The organism is Mycobacterium sp. SM1 (assembly GCF_018361265.1).
In the GTDB taxonomy this organism is placed as follows: Bacteria; Actinomycetota; Actinomycetes; order Mycobacteriales; family Mycobacteriaceae; genus Mycobacterium.
Genome location: NZ_JAFLNH010000004.1, coordinates 148,084 through 167,689, shown reverse-complemented (window position 1 = coordinate 167,689; position 19,606 = coordinate 148,084). Strand labels below are relative to the sequence as shown.

19 protein-coding genes and 3 pseudogenes are annotated in these 19,606 nt (G+C 66.6%); 12 read left to right on the top strand and 10 right to left on the bottom strand.

The genetic code is table 11. The features are described 5' to 3' along the window. Positions 1-317: 317 nt before the first annotated feature. The 3 genes and pseudogenes from ppgK to MSM1_RS17245 all read left to right on the top strand — a co-directional run bounded on the left by ppgK (position 318) and on the right by MSM1_RS17245 (position 3,455). Entirely contained in the window at positions 318-1,124 is an 807-nt protein-coding gene (gene ppgK, locus MSM1_RS17255) for a polyphosphate--glucose phosphotransferase (protein ID WP_213444826.1), read from the top strand. 163 nt (positions 1,125-1,287) lie between these two features. Then, positions 1,288-2,925: an RNA polymerase sigma factor gene (locus tag MSM1_RS17250; RefSeq protein WP_213445685.1), complete on the top strand. Its 1,638-nt coding sequence runs from the start codon at positions 1,288-1,290 to the stop codon at positions 2,923-2,925. Between the two features lie 81 nt (positions 2,926-3,006). Next, positions 3,007-3,455, top strand: a pseudogene (locus tag MSM1_RS17245) (RidA family protein). On the opposite strand, the pseudogene MSM1_RS22085 reads toward MSM1_RS17245, so the two are convergent. Next, positions 3,406-3,784 (bottom strand): annotated as a pseudogene (locus MSM1_RS22085) (DUF952 domain-containing protein). The pseudogenes MSM1_RS17245 and MSM1_RS22085 overlap by 50 nt on opposite strands. Before the next feature lie 133 nt (positions 3,785-3,917). On the opposite strand from MSM1_RS22085, the gene MSM1_RS17240 reads away from it, so the two are divergent. Further along, positions 3,918-4,112 carry a hypothetical protein gene (locus tag MSM1_RS17240; protein ID WP_213444824.1) on the top strand — a complete coding sequence of 65 codons (195 nt, stop codon included), beginning with the start codon at positions 3,918-3,920 and terminating at the stop codon, positions 4,110-4,112. 48 nt (positions 4,113-4,160) lie between these two features. On the opposite strand, the gene MSM1_RS17235 is transcribed toward MSM1_RS17240, so the two are convergent. Next, complete coding sequence (locus MSM1_RS17235) at positions 4,161-4,400, bottom strand: DUF3039 domain-containing protein (RefSeq protein WP_213444822.1); 240 nt, start codon at positions 4,398-4,400, stop codon at positions 4,161-4,163. Between the two features lie 85 nt (positions 4,401-4,485). Between MSM1_RS17235 and MSM1_RS17230 the strand changes: the two genes are divergently transcribed. The 3 genes from MSM1_RS17230 to MSM1_RS17220 all read left to right on the top strand — a co-directional run bounded on the left by MSM1_RS17230 (position 4,486) and on the right by MSM1_RS17220 (position 6,812). After that, positions 4,486-4,890 carry a DUF3099 domain-containing protein gene (locus tag MSM1_RS17230; RefSeq protein ID WP_213444820.1) on the top strand — a complete coding sequence of 135 codons (405 nt, stop codon included), beginning with the start codon at positions 4,486-4,488 and terminating at the stop codon, positions 4,888-4,890. A 119-nt stretch (positions 4,891-5,009) separates the two neighbouring features. Continuing rightward, positions 5,010-5,999, top strand: a complete 990-nt coding sequence (gene sigB, locus MSM1_RS17225; RefSeq protein ID WP_213444818.1) for a sigma-70 family RNA polymerase sigma factor SigB — start codon at positions 5,010-5,012, stop codon at positions 5,997-5,999. Positions 6,000-6,119: 120 nt separating this feature from the next. Further along, the gene (locus MSM1_RS17220; protein ID WP_213444816.1) at positions 6,120-6,812 is read left to right on the top strand and encodes a metal-dependent transcriptional regulator; all 693 of its coding nucleotides are present in this window, start codon (positions 6,120-6,122) and stop codon (positions 6,810-6,812) included. On the opposite strand, the gene MSM1_RS17215 is transcribed toward MSM1_RS17220, so the two are convergent. Both MSM1_RS17215 and MSM1_RS17210 read right to left on the bottom strand, forming a co-directional pair. Continuing rightward, a complete protein-coding gene (locus MSM1_RS17215) occupies positions 6,793-7,863 on the bottom strand; it encodes a DUF4192 domain-containing protein (RefSeq protein WP_213444814.1) in 1,071 nt (356 codons plus the stop codon). The genes MSM1_RS17220 and MSM1_RS17215 overlap by 20 nt on opposite strands. Before the next feature lie 99 nt (positions 7,864-7,962). Then, the gene (locus MSM1_RS17210; RefSeq protein ID WP_213444812.1) at positions 7,963-8,136 is read right to left on the bottom strand and encodes a hypothetical protein; all 174 of its coding nucleotides are present in this window, start codon (positions 8,134-8,136) and stop codon (positions 7,963-7,965) included. A gap of 148 nt (positions 8,137-8,284) precedes the next feature. Between MSM1_RS17210 and MSM1_RS17205 the strand changes: the two genes are divergently transcribed. The 4 genes from MSM1_RS17205 (at position 8,285) to MSM1_RS17190 (ending at position 12,551) form a co-directional block, all read left to right on the top strand. Then, positions 8,285-9,256 (top strand): proteasome assembly chaperone family protein, encoded by a 972-nt coding sequence (locus MSM1_RS17205; RefSeq protein ID WP_213445682.1) that lies wholly within the window; start codon positions 8,285-8,287, stop codon positions 9,254-9,256. A 34-nt stretch (positions 9,257-9,290) separates the two neighbouring features. Next, on the top strand, positions 9,291-10,313 hold the full coding sequence (locus MSM1_RS17200; RefSeq protein WP_213444810.1) for an alpha/beta fold hydrolase: 1,023 nt from the start codon (positions 9,291-9,293) through the stop codon (positions 10,311-10,313). 33 nt (positions 10,314-10,346) lie between these two features. Next, positions 10,347-11,033, top strand: coding sequence for a PhzF family phenazine biosynthesis protein (locus tag MSM1_RS17195; RefSeq protein ID WP_213444808.1), 687 nt, complete (start codon positions 10,347-10,349; stop codon positions 11,031-11,033). A 195-nt stretch (positions 11,034-11,228) separates the two neighbouring features. Further along, a complete protein-coding gene (locus MSM1_RS17190) occupies positions 11,229-12,551 on the top strand; it encodes an ISL3 family transposase (RefSeq protein WP_213444806.1) in 1,323 nt (440 codons plus the stop codon). 261 nt (positions 12,552-12,812) lie between these two features. Here MSM1_RS17190 and MSM1_RS17185 read toward each other — a convergent pair. The 5 genes and pseudogenes from MSM1_RS17185 to MSM1_RS17165 form a co-directional block, all read right to left on the bottom strand. Further along, positions 12,813-13,747: pseudogene (locus MSM1_RS17185) on the bottom strand (transposase); the annotation flags it as partial. Between the two features lie 99 nt (positions 13,748-13,846). Continuing rightward, a complete protein-coding gene (locus tag MSM1_RS17180; protein WP_213444804.1) occupies positions 13,847-14,104 on the bottom strand; it encodes a hypothetical protein in 258 nt (85 codons plus the stop codon). 211 nt (positions 14,105-14,315) lie between these two features. Continuing rightward, complete coding sequence (locus tag MSM1_RS17175; RefSeq protein ID WP_213444801.1) at positions 14,316-14,807, bottom strand: peroxynitrite isomerase; 492 nt, start codon at positions 14,805-14,807, stop codon at positions 14,316-14,318. A gap of 160 nt (positions 14,808-14,967) precedes the next feature. Beyond that, complete coding sequence (gene nrdR / locus MSM1_RS17170; protein WP_213444799.1) at positions 14,968-15,432, bottom strand: transcriptional regulator NrdR; 465 nt, start codon at positions 15,430-15,432, stop codon at positions 14,968-14,970. 136 nt (positions 15,433-15,568) lie between these two features. Beyond that, the gene (locus MSM1_RS17165; protein WP_374101738.1) at positions 15,569-15,913 is read right to left on the bottom strand and encodes a LysM peptidoglycan-binding domain-containing protein; all 345 of its coding nucleotides are present in this window, start codon (positions 15,911-15,913) and stop codon (positions 15,569-15,571) included. Between the two features lie 661 nt (positions 15,914-16,574). Here MSM1_RS17165 and lexA point away from each other — a divergent pair. Beyond that, positions 16,575-17,273 carry a transcriptional repressor LexA gene (gene lexA, locus MSM1_RS17160; protein ID WP_213444794.1) on the top strand — a complete coding sequence of 233 codons (699 nt, stop codon included), beginning with the start codon at positions 16,575-16,577 and terminating at the stop codon, positions 17,271-17,273. Between the two features lie 47 nt (positions 17,274-17,320). Here lexA and MSM1_RS17155 read toward each other — a convergent pair whose 3' ends face one another. Further along, positions 17,321-19,249: an LGFP repeat-containing protein gene (locus MSM1_RS17155; protein ID WP_374101749.1), complete on the bottom strand. Its 1,929-nt coding sequence runs from the start codon at positions 19,247-19,249 to the stop codon at positions 17,321-17,323. Positions 19,250-19,606: the final 357 nt, after the last annotated feature.

Below are 19,606 nucleotides of genomic sequence, written 5' to 3'. Positions count from 1 at the left end.
GCGCCGGCTCTTTGTCGGACTTCTTGTCGGACTCCTTGTCGGGCTTTTTGTCGGGCTTTTTGTCGGATTTCTTGTCGGGCTCATTGTCGGGCTTTTTGTCGCGCTTGGTCACCGATTCATCGCCTCACAGTCGCCACACCAGGTGTGCTCGCGGCTCGTTGTCGCGGGCATCCGGCGACACCCTAGCCAACTCGGCGCCCGTCGGGAATGACTCCTCGGGCCTTCACAATCACCCGTGAGCGGGGCTGTCAACCACCCGCGCGGCTAAGGTCGCGGCTAAGGTGTGGGCAGTACGCACGGCTCCCCGAGGAGTTTTGATGGTTGGCTGCGATGCAACAACCGGCACTTCCAGGACCGACGTGACCGGCGCGGGGACGCGGCTTCAGGGGCTTGGCGTCGACGTCGGCGGGAGCGGCATCAAGGGCGGGATCGTCGATCTGGGCACCGGGAGGCTGCTCGGCGACCGCTTCAAGCTGCCGACGCCGCAACCAGCCACCCCGACCGCGGTCGCCAAGACCGTCGCCAAGATCGTCAAGGAATTCGGATGGACGGGACCACTCGGGGTGACCTATCCCGGCGTCGTCACCGGTGGTGTCGCACGGACCGCGGCTAATGTGGACAAATCCTGGATCGGCACGAACGCGCGCGAGATCATCAGCCTAGAACTCGGCGGTCAGGACGTCACCGTTCTCAACGATGCCGATGCGGCCGGGCTGGCCGAAGAACGCTACGGAGCAGGCAAAAATAATACCGGTGTGGTGGTGCTGCTGACGTTCGGGACGGGAATTGGGTCGGCCGTCATCCACAATGGGAAGCTCCTGCCCAATACCGAGTTCGGCCACCTGGAGGTTGACGGCAAAGAGGCCGAGCAGCGCGCGGCATCATCGGTGAGGGAACGGCATGGCTGGAGCTACAGAAGATGGGCGAAAGAGGTCACCAAGGTCTTGGTTGCCATCGAAAACGCGATCTGGCCCGATCTGTTCATTGCCGGTGGCGGTATCAGCCGCAAGGCCGACAAGTGGGTGCCCCTGCTCGAGAACCGCACCCCGGTGGTGGCCGCCGCCTTGCTGAACACCGCCGGGATCGTCGGCGCGGCCATGGCGGCCAGCGATGTTGCGCGCTGAATTTTGTCCGCTCCGCCGGTGCGTTCTCATGTGGTCGTTACAATGGTCGGCGGCGGCCGCCTAACCGATAGCGGCGACGATCGCGCCGACATTCGATATAGCAGACATTTTCGGTTAAGCACGCCCAGAGGCACCGAAAGTGAGTCCGACCGAAGGGGTGTATGTGGCAGCGACCAAGGCAAGCTCGGCGACAGAGGAGCCGGTGAAACGGACCGCTACCAAATCCCCAGCCCGAACCGGAGCGAAGCGGTCTGCCACCAAGTCAACTAACGGGACCGCTAACGGCTCCGCCGCCAAGAGCGCCGGCAAGACAGCTGCCCGCGCGAAGACGCCCTCGCGGGCCGCCACGACCGGCTCGCGGGCCACCAAGACCGCCTCGCGGGCCGCCACACCCAGCGCAGCCGGGCGCGCCGACACCGCGAAAAAGGGCCGTGCCACCGCCAAAGGCACCTCCGCCACGTCAGCGTCTGCTCGCGGCATCCAGAAGGGCGGGGTGCCGAAGGACGCCATCAAAGATCACGGAGTCATCGCCTCTGACACCGATCTCGACGTTGCTGTCGAGGATCTTGATATCGAGCCGGATCTCGACGCTGAGCCTGACGTAGATATCGACGCCGAAGACATCGACATCGAAGCCAGCGTCCTCGATCTCGAGGACCTCGCGGACGTAGCGTCTGGGAGCGGTGATGTCGATCTCGATTCGAACGCCACCGAGCCTGCGGACGACACCGTCTCGGTCGCAGCGATCGGCGAGGACGGCGCCGATGACGACGAAGAGTTCGCCGAGCCCACCGAACTGGACAAGGCCTCCGGTGATTTCGTCTGGGACGAAGACGAATCCGAGGCATTGCGCCAGGCGCGCAAGGATGCGGAGCTCACCGCATCGGCGGACTCGGTTCGCGCGTACCTCAAGCAGATCGGCAAGGTGGCACTGCTCAATGCGGAGGAAGAGGTCGAGCTGGCCAAACGGATCGAAGCCGGGCTATACGCCAGCCAGCTGATGGCCGAGATGGCCGAACGCGGCGAGAAGCTGCCCGCCGCCCAGCGCCGTGACATGATGTGGGTCTGTCGCGACGGCGATCGCGCGAAAAACCATCTGCTGGAAGCTAATCTGCGGCTGGTCGTGTCGCTGGCCAAGCGCTACACCGGCCGCGGAATGGCGTTTCTGGACCTGATCCAGGAAGGCAACCTGGGCCTTATCCGCGCGGTGGAAAAGTTCGACTACACCAAGGGCTACAAGTTCTCCACCTACGCGACATGGTGGATCCGCCAGGCCATCACCCGCGCCATGGCCGACCAGGCCCGCACCATCCGGATACCCGTTCACATGGTCGAGGTGATCAACAAGCTGGGCCGCATCCAGCGCGAGCTGCTGCAGGACCTCGGCCGCGAGCCCACGCCGGAGGAGCTCGCCAAAGAAATGGACATTACCCCGGAGAAGGTGCTGGAGATCCAGCAATACGCCCGCGAACCGATCTCGTTAGACCAGACGATCGGCGACGAGGGCGACAGTCAGCTCGGCGACTTCATCGAAGACAGCGAGGCGGTGGTGGCCGTCGACGCGGTGTCATTCACCCTGCTGCAGGACCAGCTGCAGTCGGTGCTGGACACACTGTCCGAGCGCGAGGCCGGTGTGGTGCGGCTGCGCTTCGGCCTCACCGACGGCCAGCCCCGTACCCTCGACGAGATCGGCCAGGTCTACGGCGTGACGCGCGAACGCATCCGCCAGATCGAGTCGAAGACGATGTCGAAGCTGCGCCACCCCAGCCGTTCTCAAGTCTTGCGCGACTACCTGGACTGAGCGGCGCTGGAAGAATAGCGCCCGTCTCGGCCGCTACGCCGCTGGGCTGCGGTGACGATGCCATTGGCCTACCGTGACCGAATGCCCGCCAGCCGTATCGTCGTCTCGTGCGGATCGGATTTCGAATCGGCCGTCGGTTACTCGCGCGCGGTGCGCGTCGGTTCGCACGTGGCCGTCGCAGGAACAACCGGGGTCGGCGATGACCTCGTCTCTCAGACCCGAGACGCTCTACGCCGCATCGAGATTGCGCTGCAACAAGCGGGCGCGACTCTCGCCGACGTGGTCCGGACGCGGATCTACCTAGGATCTACCTAACCGATATTTCACGCTGGCGCGAGGTCGCCGCGGTGCACCACGAGGTGTTCGGCGAGATCCGGCCGGCGGCCACCATGGTCGAGGTCGCCGCGCTCATCGCGCCCGACCTGCTGGTCGAGATCGAAGCCGATGCCTGCCTCGAGTCCCCGGCCGACCCTCAGCCCGCTAACCCGACCGCGGAAACGTTTCGTCCCGGCCGGGCCGGTAGCCGGTGACGCTTATCACAGCGCGGACCGGAAGCGGCCCACACCGATGCGGGAACAGCATCGGCCGCAGATCCGTTGCTACTCCAGGTTCCCGACGCACGGGTGAGCCCAGCGCCCCGGAATCGAGGTAGAGGGAATCGAGGTAGAGCCACACAAAATCGCCGCGTCCCGGGTAGCGCTTGCTCGGCGCCCGGGCACGTGTGCCTGCCCGGGCGCCGAAAGATGGACGAGCCCGGCGCTGTCGAGCGACCGGGGCCAAGCTCATCGAGGGCCTGCGCTCGCGACCGTTGCTGGACGCCGCTGCGCAGGTGCACGAGCACCACGGCAATGGGGTTCACCGCCCCAGCATGCTCGAGGCGCGGGCGGCGCCCAGGCGGGTGCGGACCCGAGAAACGACACACCCGGTAGCGGGAACACGGCCGGACACCCTGGCGTCTGAGAGACTAGAGATATGGCAGAAAAGGAGCAGCCATGAACACCACCTTGACCAGCCCAGCGCTAACCAGGGCTGATCGCTGCGACCGGTGTGGCGCCGCCGCTCGCGTCCGCGCCACCTTACCCTCCGGAGCAGAGCTTCTCTTCTGCCAGCACCACGCCAATCAGCATGAAGCGAAACTGATCGAACTGGCCGCGGTGTTAGAGGTCAACGGCTCGCCGGAACCATAAATCCTGACTCGCCCGCGGGGAACAGCGCGGGCCTGGTCATCCGTGCGGTCAGTCCTTCTTGAGCCTGTCGTAGATCCGCTTGCACTCCGGGCAGACCGGTGAGCCCGGCTTGGCCGCTCGCGTGACCGGAAACACCTCGCCGCACAGGGCGACCACATGAGTTCCCAGCACCGCGCTTTCGGCGATCTTGTCCTTTTTGACGTAGTGAAAGTACCTCGGGGTGTCACTGCCGGTCCCGTCGTCGACGCGTTCGTCGATATCGGTACGTTCGATCGTCTGGGTCTGCATGCCTGACATTGTGCCCCGGAACCGGTCCTTAAATCGAGCCAGCCGGAATAGCCCCGGAATAGCCAGAGTGTGGGACAGTAGATAGATGAAGCGCGGCCAGAAGCCGGGTTTCGACGACGATGGTCGCCCGGTGCTCATCACGGCCGCCGCGCCTTCCTACGAGGCGCAACGTCGCGAGCGGGTGCGCAAATACGCGACCCTGATGGCGTTTCGGGTGCCCGCTTTTGTGCTGGCCGCACTCGCCTACGGCGCATGGCACAACGGTTTGATCTCGCTTGCGATCGTGGCGGTTTCGATCCCGTTGCCGTGGATGGCGGTATTGATCGCCAACGACCGGCCCCCCCGCAGCGCCGACGAGCCTCGACGGTTCGATAACAACCGGCGGCGCACCCCGCTGTTCCCGACAGCGCGGCGACCGGCCCTCGAACCTCGTAGCGAGCTGGCGGCACAACCGGACCCGCCGGTGCCGGGCCGCGGCGGTTCCGAATAAGCCGCCGCTGATCGCATCTTCTCAGGACATTCTCAGGTCCTCGGCACATTCGCGCAGGTCAAAGGGGGTGAGATCGCGAACCGGTGGGAACTTTGGGCCGGGGCTGGTCGTTGGACAACATGACAGTTCAAGCCGATCAGGAGGCCGCAATGGCAGATGCCACCACAAGCCGGGTTGACAGCGACCTGGATGCTCAGAGCCCCGCAGCGGACCTGGTGCGCGTGTATCTGAACGGCATCGGTAAAACGGCGTTGCTCAACGCCGCCGATGAGGTTGAATTGGCCAAGCGCATCGAGGCGGGCCTCTACGCCGAGCACCTGCTGGAAACCCGCAAGCGCCTCGGCGAGAACCGCAAACGGGAGCTGGCGGCCGTGGTCCGCGATGGGGAGGCAGCGCGCCGCCACCTGCTGGAGGCCAACCTGCGGCTGGTGGTCTCACTGGCCAAGCGCTACACCGGTCGCGGAATGCCGCTGCTGGATCTCATCCAGGAGGGCAACCTGGGGCTGATCCGCGCGATGGAAAAGTTCGACTACACAAAAGGATTCAAATTTTCGACCTATGCCACATGGTGGATCCGCCAGGCCATCACCCGCGGCATGGCCGATCAGAGTCGCACCATCCGGCTGCCGGTCCACCTGGTTGAGCAGGTCAACAAGCTCGCGCGAATCAAGCGGGAGATGCACCAGAACCTCGGTCGCGAGGCCACCGATGAGGAACTCGCGGCTGAGTCCGGTATCCCGATCGACAAGATCACCGACCTGCTGGAGCACAGCCGCGACCCGGTCAGCCTGGATATGCCGGTCGGCTCCGAGGAGGAAGCCCCGCTGGGTGATTTCATCGAGGACGCCGAAGCGATGTCGGCGGAAAACGCGGTGATCGCCGAACTCCTGCACACCGACATCCGCAGCGTGCTGGCGACCCTTGACGAGCGCGAGCAGCAAGTGGTCCGGCTGCGCTTCGGCCTAGATGATGGGCAGCCGCGAACCCTCGACCAGATCGGCAAGCTGTTCGGCCTTTCCCGTGAGCGAGTGCGCCAAATCGAGCGGGAAGTAATGGCTAAGCTGCGCCATGGCGAGCGCGCCGACCGGCTGCGTTCCTACGCCAGCTAACTGAACCCGAGAGCAGTATGCCCGTCGCGCGCCAACGGCGGGCATACTGCTGTCTTGGCGCTTTTGGCGGGTCATTCACGCAGCCGGACACGTAGACTCAGCAGCGACGGAGGGTGCGGAATGAATGAGCTGGTTGATACCACCGAGATGTATTTGCGGACCATTTACGACCTCGAGGAAGAGGGCGTGATGCCGCTGCGCGCGCGGATCGCTGAACGGCTCGACCAGAGCGGGCCAACTGTCAGCCAGACCGTGTCGCGGATGGAGCGGGACGGTTTAGTGCGTGTCGCCGGTGACCGCCATTTGGAGCTCACCGACAAGGGCCGGGCACTGGCCACCGCCGTAATGCGCAAGCATCGGCTTGCTGAACGACTGCTCGTCGATGTCATCGGTCTGCCGTGGGAGGAAGTCCACGCGGAGGCCTGCCGGTGGGAGCACGTGATGAGCGAGGATGTCGAGCGCCGGCTGGTGCAGGTCCTCAACAACCCGACCACGTCCCCGTTCGGCAATCCGATTCCGGGTTTAGAGGACCTGGGCGTCGGACCGGAGCACGGTGCCGATGACGCCGACCTGGTGCGATTGACCGAGTTGCCGTCCGGACCGCCGGTGGCGGTGGTGGTTCGTCAACTCGCCGAACACGTTCAGGGGGATGTCGAGCTGATCAGCCGGCTGAAGGACGCCGGCGTCGTCCCCAACGCGCGGGTCACCGTCGAGACCAACCCGGGGGGCGGCGTGACGATCGTGATCCCCGGTCACGAGAATGTCAGCCTGCCTTACGAGATGGCGCACGCGGTCAAGGTCGAAAAGGTTTAGCCCCCCAGCCGAACACTCGTTGCGGCGGAAGCCGCACCCCGAGTCGTTCGGCCAGCCGGTAGCCGGTGCCGGCCAGGTCGCGGATGTGCTCGGGTCGCAGGCCGGACTGCAACGCCGTGTCCAACATGCCCGCCATGCGGTGCTCCGGATCGCAGCGCAGCGCGCATTCCAGCGACATCCCCGCCAGCGGTCCGTCGCCGCGAGCATAGGCACTGAACGCGAGCAATACCAGCGCCTCGACCCGCCACCGGCCGGGCAAGGTGCGTGACAATACCCCCCACAGCGATTCCGCCGCAGCGGCGTTCTCCCCGACTGCCAGAGCGAACAGCGTGTCGCGGACCTGCACGTCGGCCAGCGCGCAGCCCAGTTGCGCCAACTGCGCATCGGACAGGGACTGTCCGTCACCGACGGCTGCTGCGGCGGCCATCACGCCCTGCACATCGCAGCGGCGGCAGCCCAGAGGATCGGCGCGATGCGCGGCTTCGCGCGACACCGCCTGCTCGCCGATCAGGCCGGCAAGCCTCGCGCTTCGCGGCGGGTCGGTGATCGCGATGACGGCCTGCAGGTCGGCGCGGCGCTCATAGAGCCGACGCCCCTCCAGCACCGCCGCCATCGCCAGCGGAGATGCCGAAGGATCATCGATCGCGCCGCCCGAACCGCACCCGTCAACGCAATACCAGCGTCCACCGGCGGCCACCCGATCCACCACATGCGCCGCCCACAGTGCGATGCCGTGCTCAGACAACGCCTCGGTAAGCCCTCCGCATAGCTCGCGGTACTCCTCGTTGCACATCGGGCAGCGCGCACCGTCGGCGTCGACGATCACCGCGATGACCGCCTCGGGATCGGCCGCGGCGGCGACCTGCGCAAGATGAGCCGTTTGGCCGACCAGCTCCCGAGAAAGATCGACGCGCATCACCGACCTCAGTTCGCCACTGCCCACCGACACCAGGACGAGGGACTTTTCCGGCGTAAAGCCGAGAATGGCCGGCAATGCGGCAATCAAGGCGCCGGGGCGGTTCAGTTCAAAATCAGCTCGATGCTTCGTCATGTCTTTTACGCTGGCAACCGGCACCGTCAGCCGGTGTGCCGGCGAGCGGCGCGGCCCGGTCGGCTGTGGACAAAGCCGCGACTGTGGGTTCATGGCCTGCTACACCCCCAGCAGCGGCCCCAGCGGCGCCCCACAGCTCGCCGCCCCGACGGTGGCGGCCGGCAGCGCACCCGCGCGGGTGTCGCCGATAAGCCACGCCCCTGACCCCCCGGGCAGCGCGCGCCGGGAAAAGCCCGAGGAACTTGCTTTAGCGCTAACACGTTCGAAATACATAGCCGGTATACCCGGGTTGTCGGGTCGGACGGGTCCGCTAATTTACCCATCGACTACCCATCGGCCCAAGCGAGACCCGCCCTGAGTGGGACCCCGGGTGAGACTAGGTGGCGTGGTGCAACGGCGCGCCATGGAGGAGGCGACAGCTATGGCCCAGGATCAATACCCATGTCAGGACTACCAATCCGGGCAGGCAGACATGTACGAGCTTGAGCTCCCGGCACCGCAATTATCGTCGAAGGACGGCAGTGGCCCGGTGTTGGTCCACGCCTTGGAGGGCTTTTCCGATGCTGGTCATGCGATCCGGCTGGCGGCAACCCACCTCAAGGAAACCCTGCAAACCGAGCGGGTCGCGTCGTTCGCGATCGACGAGCTGCTGGATTATCGATCACGGCGGCCGCCGATGACCTTCAAATGGGATCACTTCACCGATTACGAGGATCCGGAACTGAGCTTGTACGCGCTGCACGACAGTGCAGGGACACCGTTTTTGCTGCTGGCCGGCATGGAGCCCGACCTGAAGTGGGAGCGTTTCGTCACCGCGGTGCGGCTACTGGCGGAACGTCTCGGCGTCCGGCAGACCATCGGATTGGGGACAATCCCGATGGCAGTTCCGCATACCCGGCCGATGACCCTGACCGCGCACTCCAACAACCGGGATCTGATCGCCGATTTCACGCCGTGGATAGCGGAGGTCCGGGTGCCCAGCAGCGCGTCCAACTTGCTGGAATACCGCATGGCTCAGCACGGCCATGAGGTCGTCGGTTTCACTGCGCACGTGCCGCATTACCTGGCGCAGACCGACTATCCGGCCGCCGCGCATACGCTGCTCGAGCAGGTGGCCAGGACCGGGCAACTGCAGCTTCCGCTGGCCGCGCTGGCCGAAGCGGCCGCCGAGGTGCGCGCCAAGATCGACGAGCAGGTTCAGGCAAGTCCGGAAGTGGCTCAAGTGGTGGCGGCGCTCGAGCGCCAGTACGATGCTTTCATCGCCGCCCAGGAGAACAGGTCCCTGCTGGCGCGCGACGAAGACCTGCCTAGCGGGGATGAACTCGGTGCCGAGTTCGAGCGCTTTTTGGCCCAACAGGCAGAGAAAAAGCCGGACGGCAACGACTCGACCTGACCGCCCCGACGGGCCCGGCACCGAGGTTGGCGACATGACGGAGCGCAAGCCGCATCTTCGTCCGGTGCGCGAGGTGACGCCGTCGCTGCAGTTTCGCACCATCCACGGCTACCGGCGGGCGTTCCGGATCGCCGGCTCGGGCCCGGCGATTTTGCTGATCCACGGGATCGGTGACAACTCCACCACCTGGAGCGCCGTGCAGGCCAGGCTGGCGCAGCGGTTCACGGTCATCGCCGTCGACTTGCTGGGTCACGGGCAGTCCGACAAACCGCGCGCAGACTATTCGGTTGCGGCGTATGCCAACGGGATGCGGGATCTGCTCAGCGTGCTCGGCATCGAGCGCGTCACCATAGTCGGTCATTCGCTGGGCGGCGGGGTGGCAATGCAGTTCGCCTACCAGTTCCCCCAGCTGGTCGAGCGGCTGGTCCTGGTCGCTACCGGCGGTGTCACCAAGGACGTCAACATCCTGTTGCGCTGGGCCTCGTTGCCGTGGGGTGGGGAGGCCCTGGCGCTGCTGCGGCTGCCGTTGGTGCTCCCGGCGCTGCAGCTCGCCGGGCGTGCGGTAGGCGCGATGCTCGGATCAACCGGAGTGGGCCGCGACCTCCCCGATATTCTGCGGGTGCTGGCCAATCTGCCCGAACCGAAAGCCTCCTCGGCGTTCACTCGCACGTTGCGCGCCGTGGTGGACTGGCGCGGCCAAATCGTGACGATGCTGGACCGCTGTTATTTGGCGAAATCTGTTCCAGTGCAGATCATCTGGGGAACGCATGACGTAGTTGTGCCGGTAAAGCACGCCTGGATGGCGCATGCGGCGATGCCGGGTTCCCGGCTGGAGATCTTCGAGCGCTCCGGGCATTTCCCCTTCCACGACGATCCGGACCGCTTTATTGAGGTTGTCGAACGCTTCATCGATAGCACCGAACCGGCGGAATACGATCAGGACGCGTTGCGCGAGTTGCTTCGCCTGGGAAGCGGCGAGCATTCCGTCTCCGGTCCGGCCGACACGCGTGTCGCCGTCCTCAACGCGATGGGCGCTGACGAGCGCAGCGCCACCTGATCGCCCTTTGGGCACGGCGTCTACAGTCACCCCATGGGTTTCGATGTGACGGTCTTGCGGGTTTTCACCGACTCAGAAGGCAATTTTGGAAACCCGCTGGGCGTCGTCGACGCACGGGTGGTCCGCCCCCGGGACAGACAGCGACTGGCTGCCCAATTAGGTTACAGCAAAACGATATTCGTTGATCTTCCTAGCGGAGGGTCGGCGGCCGCCCACGCCCGCATCTACACCACCCGTACCGAACTGCCGTTCGCGGGTCACCCGGCTGTGGGAGCGTCGTGGTGGCTGCGCGAGCAGGGCATGCCTATTCGCACACTGCAGGTGCCGGCCGGCATCGTCCAGGTGTGCTACCAGGACGACCTGACGGCTATCCGTGCCCGTTCGGAATGGGCGCCGGAGTTCGCCGTGCACGATCTCGACTCCCTCGACGAGCTAGCCGCCGCCAACCCCGCCGACTTTCCCGACGACATCCAGCACTACCTGTGGACCTGGACCGACCAGTCGGCGGGAGCGCTGCGGGCGCGGATGTTCGCCGCCAATGTGGGGATTCCCGAGGATGAGGCGACCGGCGCCGCGGCGGTGCGCATCACCGACTATCTCAGCCGCGACCTCACCATCATCCAGGGCAAGGGCTCGGTGATCCGGACCACCTGGAGTCCGGAGGGCTGGGTTCAGGTCGCCGGCCGGGTCGTCAGCGACGGGGTGACGCACTTCGTCTAGCGACCCTTGGTCGCGCGCGCAGCCCTTCGCGTCCCTATCCGAACAGGCGATACCCGCCACGGGTGCGCCATATCCACCCAAAACCGGCTCTTCTGACGCTTCCGTGGGCCGGTTGTTGATGTAAGGGGCGCACGTCGTTGTGGCTTAAGGTTTCTGGCTTGTGGAAGGTCAGGAACCAAAGGAGCCAACAACGACGTGCGCAATGTGAGGCTATGGCGTGCGCTGCTGGGTGTCGACCAGCGCACCGTGATCGAAGACATCGAGTTCGAGGAGTTCGGGGAGGAAGACGCCGACGGCGACACGCTGGTGGTGGCGCGGGTGCGGCCGCGAAGTGGTGTTTCGCGCCGTTGTGGCCGCTGCGGTCGCAGGGCGCCCTGGTATGACCGGGGTGAGGGTCGGCGCCGGTGGCGGGGCCTGGATTGGGGCACGATGCAGGTGGTGCTGGAGGCCGATGCGCCGCGGGTGAACTGCCCCGCCCATGGGCCTACGGTGGTGGCGGTGCCGTGGGCGCGCCACCATGCCGGGCACACTTTGGCCTTTGATGACACGGTGGCCTGGCTGGCGGTGGCGTGTTCGAAAACCGCGGTGTGCGAGTTGATGCGGGTCGCCTGGCGCACCGTAGGGGCGATCGTGGCGAGGGTGTGGGCCGACACGGAGAAGAGGATCGACCGGTTTGCGGGTCTGCGTCGGATCGGCATCGATGAGATCTCCTATAAGCGTCACCATAAGTACCTCACGGTGGTGGTTGACCACGACAGCGGCCGGCTGGTGTGGGCCGCCCCGGGCCGCGACACCAAGACGCTGCGGCGGTTTTTCGACGCTCTGGGCGCCCAGCGGTGCGCGCAGATCACCCATGTGTCCGCCGATGCGGCGGAGTGGATTGCCGATGTGGTCGCCGAGCGCTGCCCGGGCGCGATCCGCTGCGCAGATCCGTTTCATGTGGTGGCCTGGGCCACCGAGGCGCTGGATGCCGAGCGGCGCCGGGCCTGGAACGACGCGCGAGCGATCGCGCGCGGCGAGGCCAAATGGGGCCGTGGTCGGCCCAGCAGGAACACCGCGCCGCGGCCGGGTCATGAACGAGCACGGCGGCTCAAAGCCGCCCGCTATGCACTGTGGAAAAACCCCGAGGACCTCACCGAACGCCAAACCGCCAAACTGGCCTGGATCGCCAAGACCGACACCCGGCTCTACCGCGCGTACCTGCTCAAAGAGGGCCTGCGGCATGTGTTTTCGGTCAAAGGCCAGGACGGCAAAGACGCCCTCGACAAGTGGATCTTCTGGGCGCGGCGCTGCCGCATCCCGGTCTTCGTCGAGCTGGCCCGCCGCATCAAACGCCACCGCGAGGCCATCGACGCCGCCCTCGACCACGGCCTGTCCCAAGGATTGATCGAATCCACCAACACCAAGATCCGCCTGCTCACCCGCATCGCATTCGGATTCCACAACCCCGCCGCGCTGATCGCCCTGGCCATGCTCGCCCTCGGCGGCCACCGCCCCACCCTGCCCGGCCGCGGCTAACACCCCTCCACCAGGGCACCCCTCGGGTTTCCCCTCTCAGACGTCGCCGATTCTGCGCTACCCGCTCGTCGGTGTCCATGTCGTTCCGCCTCGCTGCGCTCGGGGGCTCCACATGGACACCTCCCACCCGGGCAGCGCTACAGGCAACTATCGCGGAAGGGAGCACAAACGAATTCAACCATCAGATCACGGCCCCGAATCGGCCCCATCCACCCACGGATACGTCAGGAGGGCCCCAAAACCGCCGCTTTTCAGGCCCTGCTGACTGATCCGTGGGTGTTTGGCGCGGCCTGGCAGGGCGGGTCGGTGCCCGCCGAGGGCGAGCATTGCCAGGGCGATGAGTGCTTCCGGGGTGCGGAATCCGAACGCAATCCGGGTCAGGAGTCGGATTTTGGTGTTGGTGGATTCGATCAGTTCCTGCGATAGGCCATGGTCGAGGGCGGCGTCGATGGCCTCGCGGTGGCGTTTGATGCGGCGGGCCAGCTCGACGAAGACTGGGATGCGGCGGCGCCGCGCCCAGGAGATCCACCGGTCCAGGGGCTGCTTGCCTTCCTCGCCCTTGACCGAAAACACGTGGCGCAATCCCTCTTTGAGCAGATACGCGCGGTAGAGCCGGGTATCAGTGCTGGCGATCCAGGCCAGCTTTGGCCTCGCCGCGCGCGATCGCTCGCGCGTCGTTCCAGGCCCGGCGCCGCTCGGCATCCAGCGCCTCGGTGGCCCAGGCCAGCACATGAAACGGATCTGCGCAGCGGATCGCTCCCGGGCAGCGCTCGGCGACCCCATCGGCAATCCACTCCGCCGCATCGGCGGACACAGGGGTGATCTGCGCGCACCGCTGGGCGCCCAGAGCGTCGAAAAACCGTCGCAGCGTCTTGGTGGCGCGCCCACGGCACCGCCACCACCGTAGGCCCATGGGCGGGGCAGTTCACCCGCGGCGCATCGGTCTCCAGCACCACCTGCATCGTGCCCCAATCCAGGCCCCGCCACCGGCGCCGACCCTCACCCCGGTCGTACCAGGGCGCCCTGCGACCGCAGCGGCCACAACGGCGCGAAACACCACTTCGCGGCCGCACCCGCGCCACCACCAGCGTGTCGCCGTCGGCGTCTTCCTCCCCGAACCCCTCGAACTCGATGTCTTCGATCACGGTGCGCTGGTCGACACCCAGCAGCGCACGCCATAGCCTCACATTGCGCACGTCGTTGTTGGCTCCTTTGGTTCCTGACCTTCCACAAGCCAGAAACCTTAAGCCACAACGACGTGCGCCCCTTACATCAACAACCGGCCCACGGATGAGTCAGAAGAGCCGCTTTTCGCCAGGGTTGACCAAAGTGCTTCCCGGAAAGCGGGGTGACACGGAATTGCGAACGTGCTCGGCGGCAACGTTCTGCGGCGCGCGTGAATAAGGGATCTCCACCGGTTCACCGTGAGCGGGTACCGTCAGCGGCTTGGCGGCCGGCCCCCGGGCCACCGCGCGGCCCATCACATGCCACGCCGCATCCCAGCCAGGTCGCAACAGGCGGGCTACGCCGAGCACATCGCGCTGCGTGAACACGTCAATTTCGCCAGTCGCTCGACCGACCCGGTGAACCGGGGATGCGGCTCGGGCCACGGCACTAAGACCCGGTGCGCCCACCTGCGCCGCTCACGGTGCGACCACGCCCCGCTTGCCCGGATCATGCCGTGGGTCCCCATGGTTCGGATCCACGGATAAGCCGGAAGCACGCTCAATTCGCGGGAGATTGCCCAATTGCGGGGGTTGGCACTCAGCTTGTGCTTTTGCGGTGCAACACCGCGGTGAGATGGTTCTGCATTGGCTGTCCGACCGCGCCCATCTGCACGGAGTATGAAAGCTCGTCGCCGTCGAGGCGAAAGCGGCGGGCAAGTGCGCTTACCTCTTTGGCGGTCGGGGTCAGCCCGATGTCCGACGCGGTCAATTCGAGTTCGACGACGGCTCCGTCCACCGAATACGTGCCCACCTCGATTTCGGTGATGCCGCTGGGATGAGCCAGGACGAGTTCAACCCGGCCCGATTGTGGCACACGAAGATACCCGGTCTCGGCGTGCAGCGGAATTCCGTCATCTGGCGCCTTGGTCTTTTGCCCGTAGATCAGAAACGGCTTGCCCACATGGGAGAACACGACTTCCTCGAGGTACTCGAATGGCTCGATCGTCGGATATCTGCCGCGGCCGCGCCCCGCCCAGGTCCCGAGAAGCGGCGCGAGCTCCTCAAGATCAGGGTGCAGGACGGCGGACATGGCTTTTAGCCTAATGGGAATCGATCACGCGTCGTGGACGGGGTGATGGCCCAGTCCACGAAAGGCTGAGCACCGAGCCACCGGCCCGTCGAAGAGCGAGTTAGCAGCCCGGCAACCAGCCGGGGCCGCCGCAACGAGGGCAATGCGCCCAAGAATTCGGTCAACTCGGAGTCGACACTTTGCGGTGCGCGCGAAGCGCCTCGATCTCACGCTCGAAGTCATCCGCCGAAGAAAATGATCGGTACACCGACGCGAACCGCAAGTAGGCCACTTCGTCGAGTTCTCGCAACGGACCGAGGATGGCCAGGCCTACCTCGTGGCTCGGGACTTCCGCCGACCCGGTGGCACGTACCGTGTCTTCCACCTGCTGCGCCAGCCGGTTCAACGCATCTTCGTCCACCTGCCGGCCCTGGCACGCCCGCCGCACGCCACGGATGACTTTCTCTCGGCTGAAAGGCTCGGTGACACCGCTGCGCTTGACCACCGCCAGCACAGCTGTTTCGACGGTCGTGAACCGCCGACCGCATTCGGGGCATGACCTGCGGCGCCGAATGGCCTGACCTTCATCGGTTTCTCGTGAGTCAACCACCCGGGAATCGGGATGGCGACAGAACGGACAATGCATAACCGCTCCTCCGCCGCGCCGACAGGCCTCCGACCACTCCGAGAGTACCTGGGCGCGTCGCCACAGGACCACCGTCGCTGCTGCCGGCCCGGCTTTGCCGGCACCATCGCGGATGATCGCCGGGCCGTCGGAGTTTTCACGGTGCATAGCCGGGCCGCTGACCTACCGGTGCGATCAGCGTCTGGCCTGCCGCCAGCGCCGCGGGATCCACGCCGTTGAGTTCCCGGATGCGCTCGACGACCTGCCCGACCGGTGCCCCGGGGGCTACCCTGGCGGCGAGTTCCTGCGCGGTCTCCCCGGCTTCGACCCGCACCACGGCAAGCCGGTCGGGTACCGGCGACCCATCGCCAGCGGTGCCCGAAGACGTGTCCCTCGATTGCGCCATCAGACCCAGCCAGCCGGTGATAACCGCGGCCAGCAGGGCCAGCCCCACCGTCGCCGCCGGCGTCACGGCACGCCCACCGCGACAGGCGGTAGGCATCGCCGCGCCGGTACCCCGCACGCCGGTGCCCCCATAGGGCGGTGGCGCGCCCCCCGGGCGGCACGCACGGGGCCCGGCAGGCGTGGGCCTGTCACGCCCGCCGGGATGCGCCCGGGCGGGGCATCGGGCCACCGGAGCGCGCCTGCGGATTGTGCCGGACACCGTCATCTTTCTTCCTCCTAGCCTGTTGTCCAATCTCTTGTTCCCTTGTCCAAATCGCTTGTCAGCGTCCCCGTCATACCCGGCTACCCGAACATGTGGTCGACTCGTTGCCCGATGTGCCCGCAGCATAGGCCCGGCCACCGACATCTAGCGTGGGAGCGGTTCGTGAGCGGCCGAACAACCGACCGCGACAGGGGGTGGTGACGCCGGGTATCGATGTGGCCGTGCGGGCTGCGCACCGGCCGACACCGGCCCGCGACGCGACCACGGTGTGGCGGCGCCGGACGTTCTCGACCCGGCCGATGGATCTCGCAGCACCGAGAGCCACGACCGCCACCACGACTCGGCGATTCGACGTCTGGCCGCCCCGCCGGTCACCGGGATCGCCACCTAAATGCGTCACCGCGTCACGGTCAGCAGGTGCTTGCCAACCTGCCCACGCGACACGGCTCGAACACACGTTTGATAACTGGAGGAAGTTGGTCTACCATTCGGGCTCATGAGCGAGCGCAGCGACAACCGGAAAGCCGACCCAGGCCGCCGCCTGCAATCCGCCGACTCGGCGCTGACACAGCGGCAGCGCACCATCCTCGAGGTCATCCGCACGTCGGTCACCAGCCGCGGATATCCGCCCAGCATCCGGGAAATCGGGGACGCCGTGGGCCTGACGTCGACATCCTCGGTGGCCCACCAACTGCGCACCCTGGAGCGCAAAGGGTATCTGCGCCGAGACCCCAACCGTCCGCGCGCTGTGGACGTCCGCAGCGCTGACGAAGTCGCCGGGGCGCCGCCCACCGACGTCGGCGGTTCCGCCGCCTTGCCCGAGCCCGTGTTCGTCCCGGTCCTTGGCCGCATCGCGGCCGGCGGACCCATCCTCGCCGAGGAAGCTATCGAAGATGTCTTTCCCCTGCCGCGTGAGCTGGTTGGCCAAGGGGCGCTTTTCGTGCTCCGGGTTGTCGGTGACTCGATGGTCGATGCGGCGATCTGCGACGGGGACTGGGTCGTGGTTCGTCAGCAGAACGTGGCCGATAACGGCGACATCGTGGCGGCGATGATCGACGGTGAGGCCACCGTCAAGACGTTCAAACGCACCGGCGATCAAATTTGGCTCATGCCGCACAACCCGGCGTTCGACCCCATCCCCGGCAACGGGGCCACCGTGCTGGGCAAGGTGGTCACCGTGATTCGCAAGATGTAACGCGGTGTGGCGCCACGGCGGAGCGTGCTGCCACGGACCGGGCTTTGCTAGCTCGCCCTGATGAAACCATTGGCTTGCGCGGCTTCCTCGCTGGCGAACCAGATTTCGGCAAGAACCTCCTCGTACCGCGGGTTGTCGGGCGTGTAATACGTTCCGCCACTTGTGGTGGCCTTGATGGGGTATCCGTCTGGCGCCTGATACGGGTCCTGCAGGGGAAGATGGATCGCGAGCCGGCCGGCCCTGCCGGACGGGGGCTCATGCGACTGCACGGTGGCGTGGTCATCGGTATCCACGGCCGCGTGTCGCCCCCTGCGCACCTCGACCGGCGAGGGGACACGGGTGGGCGCGGTGTCCACGGCATCGGGGTTATCCACATCGCCTTGCGCATCGGCGCCGGCGCTGAAACCGGCCGGCGCCGCGGGAGTATGCGCCGCACCCACGTCCTCGTCTGGCACGTGGGCAGGACGCGGCGGCCAGCCGACCGGCGTCGCGCTCTCGCGGTCCGCGCGTCTTGCTGCGTCAGCCCCTGCCGCATGGCCCGCGTCCGCCACCCGCTCGGCAATCTGGGCGGGATAAGCCTCGTCATAGTCGTTATAGCCGTGATAGGTCCCGGCCTGACGGCCGCTCGCGCGGCGTCCTCGCCACAGCGCCGCCAACACGGCCAGCCCGATCAGCAGCAGCACCGGCACCGTGACCTTCAGCCACCAGGAATGCCAGCCCAACCCCTTGCCCGGGTTGCCCGAGGTCATCGACGCCGACCCGCTCGGCCGGCTCTGCCCCGGCACCTGCAGGCCGGTCAGCTGCGACGCCAGGCTGGCCGGCACGGTGCTGAAGGTATTCTTGTCCGGGTTCCAGGAAATCGTGCCGCCGGTGAACCGCTGGGTCACCAAACCGCTCTCGACGGCCTGGTCGCCGACGGGCGCGCCGAGCACGCCGGTCGCGGCGCCGAGCTTGTCCCAGGCCGCCTTCATGGCGCCCCGCACCACAAACGCGCCGTGCTGGGGCGTCCAGAAAATCACCGGCTGACCCGCGGCGGAAAACCTGCTGATCCGGCTGGCCGGGATACCGCCGTCGGTCTCGTTGGCGATCGGGAAGCCCAGGTCGCTGCCGACCGGCCCGCCCAGGGACTCATACTTGGCCAGGATCGCGCCTTCGACGGCATTGGCCCCGGTAGCCGGGCTGAAGTACACCTTGCCACCGGCGAAGTCCTGGACGATGCCGGTGTCGCCGATGGGATGTTGCTCGCCCTTTTTGGCGCCCAGCGGACCGCTCGCACCGCCGGCCGCGCGCCAAGCCGTGTTGATAGCCGCGGTGGGATCGATGGGCACCTGCAAACCCGTCAGTTGATTCGCCAACTCCGGCGGGACGGTGGTGAAGACCTTCGTCAGCCGGTTCCACGACACCTGACCGCCGCTGAACTTCTGAATGGCAAGTTCACCGTCGTAGGTTTCGTCGCTTACCGGTGCGCCGAGCGCACCGCCGGAGCTGCCGAGTTTGTCCCACGCGGCATTGATCGCACCGCGCACCACGAACGCGCCGTGCTGGGGTGTCCAGAAAATCACCGGCTTGTCGGTGGCGGCGAACAAACTGACCCGGCTGTCCGGCCCGATCAGGCCCGGGACCTCGTCGGTCGTCGGAAAACCGAGATCACTGCCGGCCGGGCCGCCCAGGGATTCGTATTTATCGAGGATCGCTCCATACAAGGCGTGCGCGCCGGTAGCCGGGGTGTAAAACATCTTGCCGCCGGCGAAGTTCTGGGCAAAGCCGTCACCGACCGGATAAACGTCACCCTGCTTGGCGCCCAGCACTGAACTGTCGCCACCGGCGCGCTCCCACGCCGACGTGATGGCGGCGTCGGCGTCGGTCTCCGGCGACGCCGCCGCCACGGGCGCCACCAGCAAGACGGTGACCACTATCGTTCCCAAAGCCAGCGCCACGCGCCCGGCAAGCCCGACTCCACGGCCCCCTCGAGTCACCGGAGCCCCCGCGGCCCCGAAAATGCCGCTACCGGTAGCCACCGTCGATCGCCAGGCCGGCCCCGGCAAACGGGCGGTGACCCCGGTAGCCGCATGATCCCCATCGTCGCCGTGCTTCCCCCCGGTGCCGGTCCCCGCCCGGCATCGCACGGCGACACCCGTGGCCGCCGGGCGGCACACCACTGCTCCAGCGAACGACAATCGCACTGCCATATCCCAGACATTACGAAAGTGGTGACCCGACCGATGTGGAAATGATGCCGCCCCGCGCCCGTGTTGCCGGCGATCGCGCTACCTCCGCGGTGACGGGTGCGTTACCGTGCCGAAGACAGCAGCTCACCACGCGCCAGGAGAGGC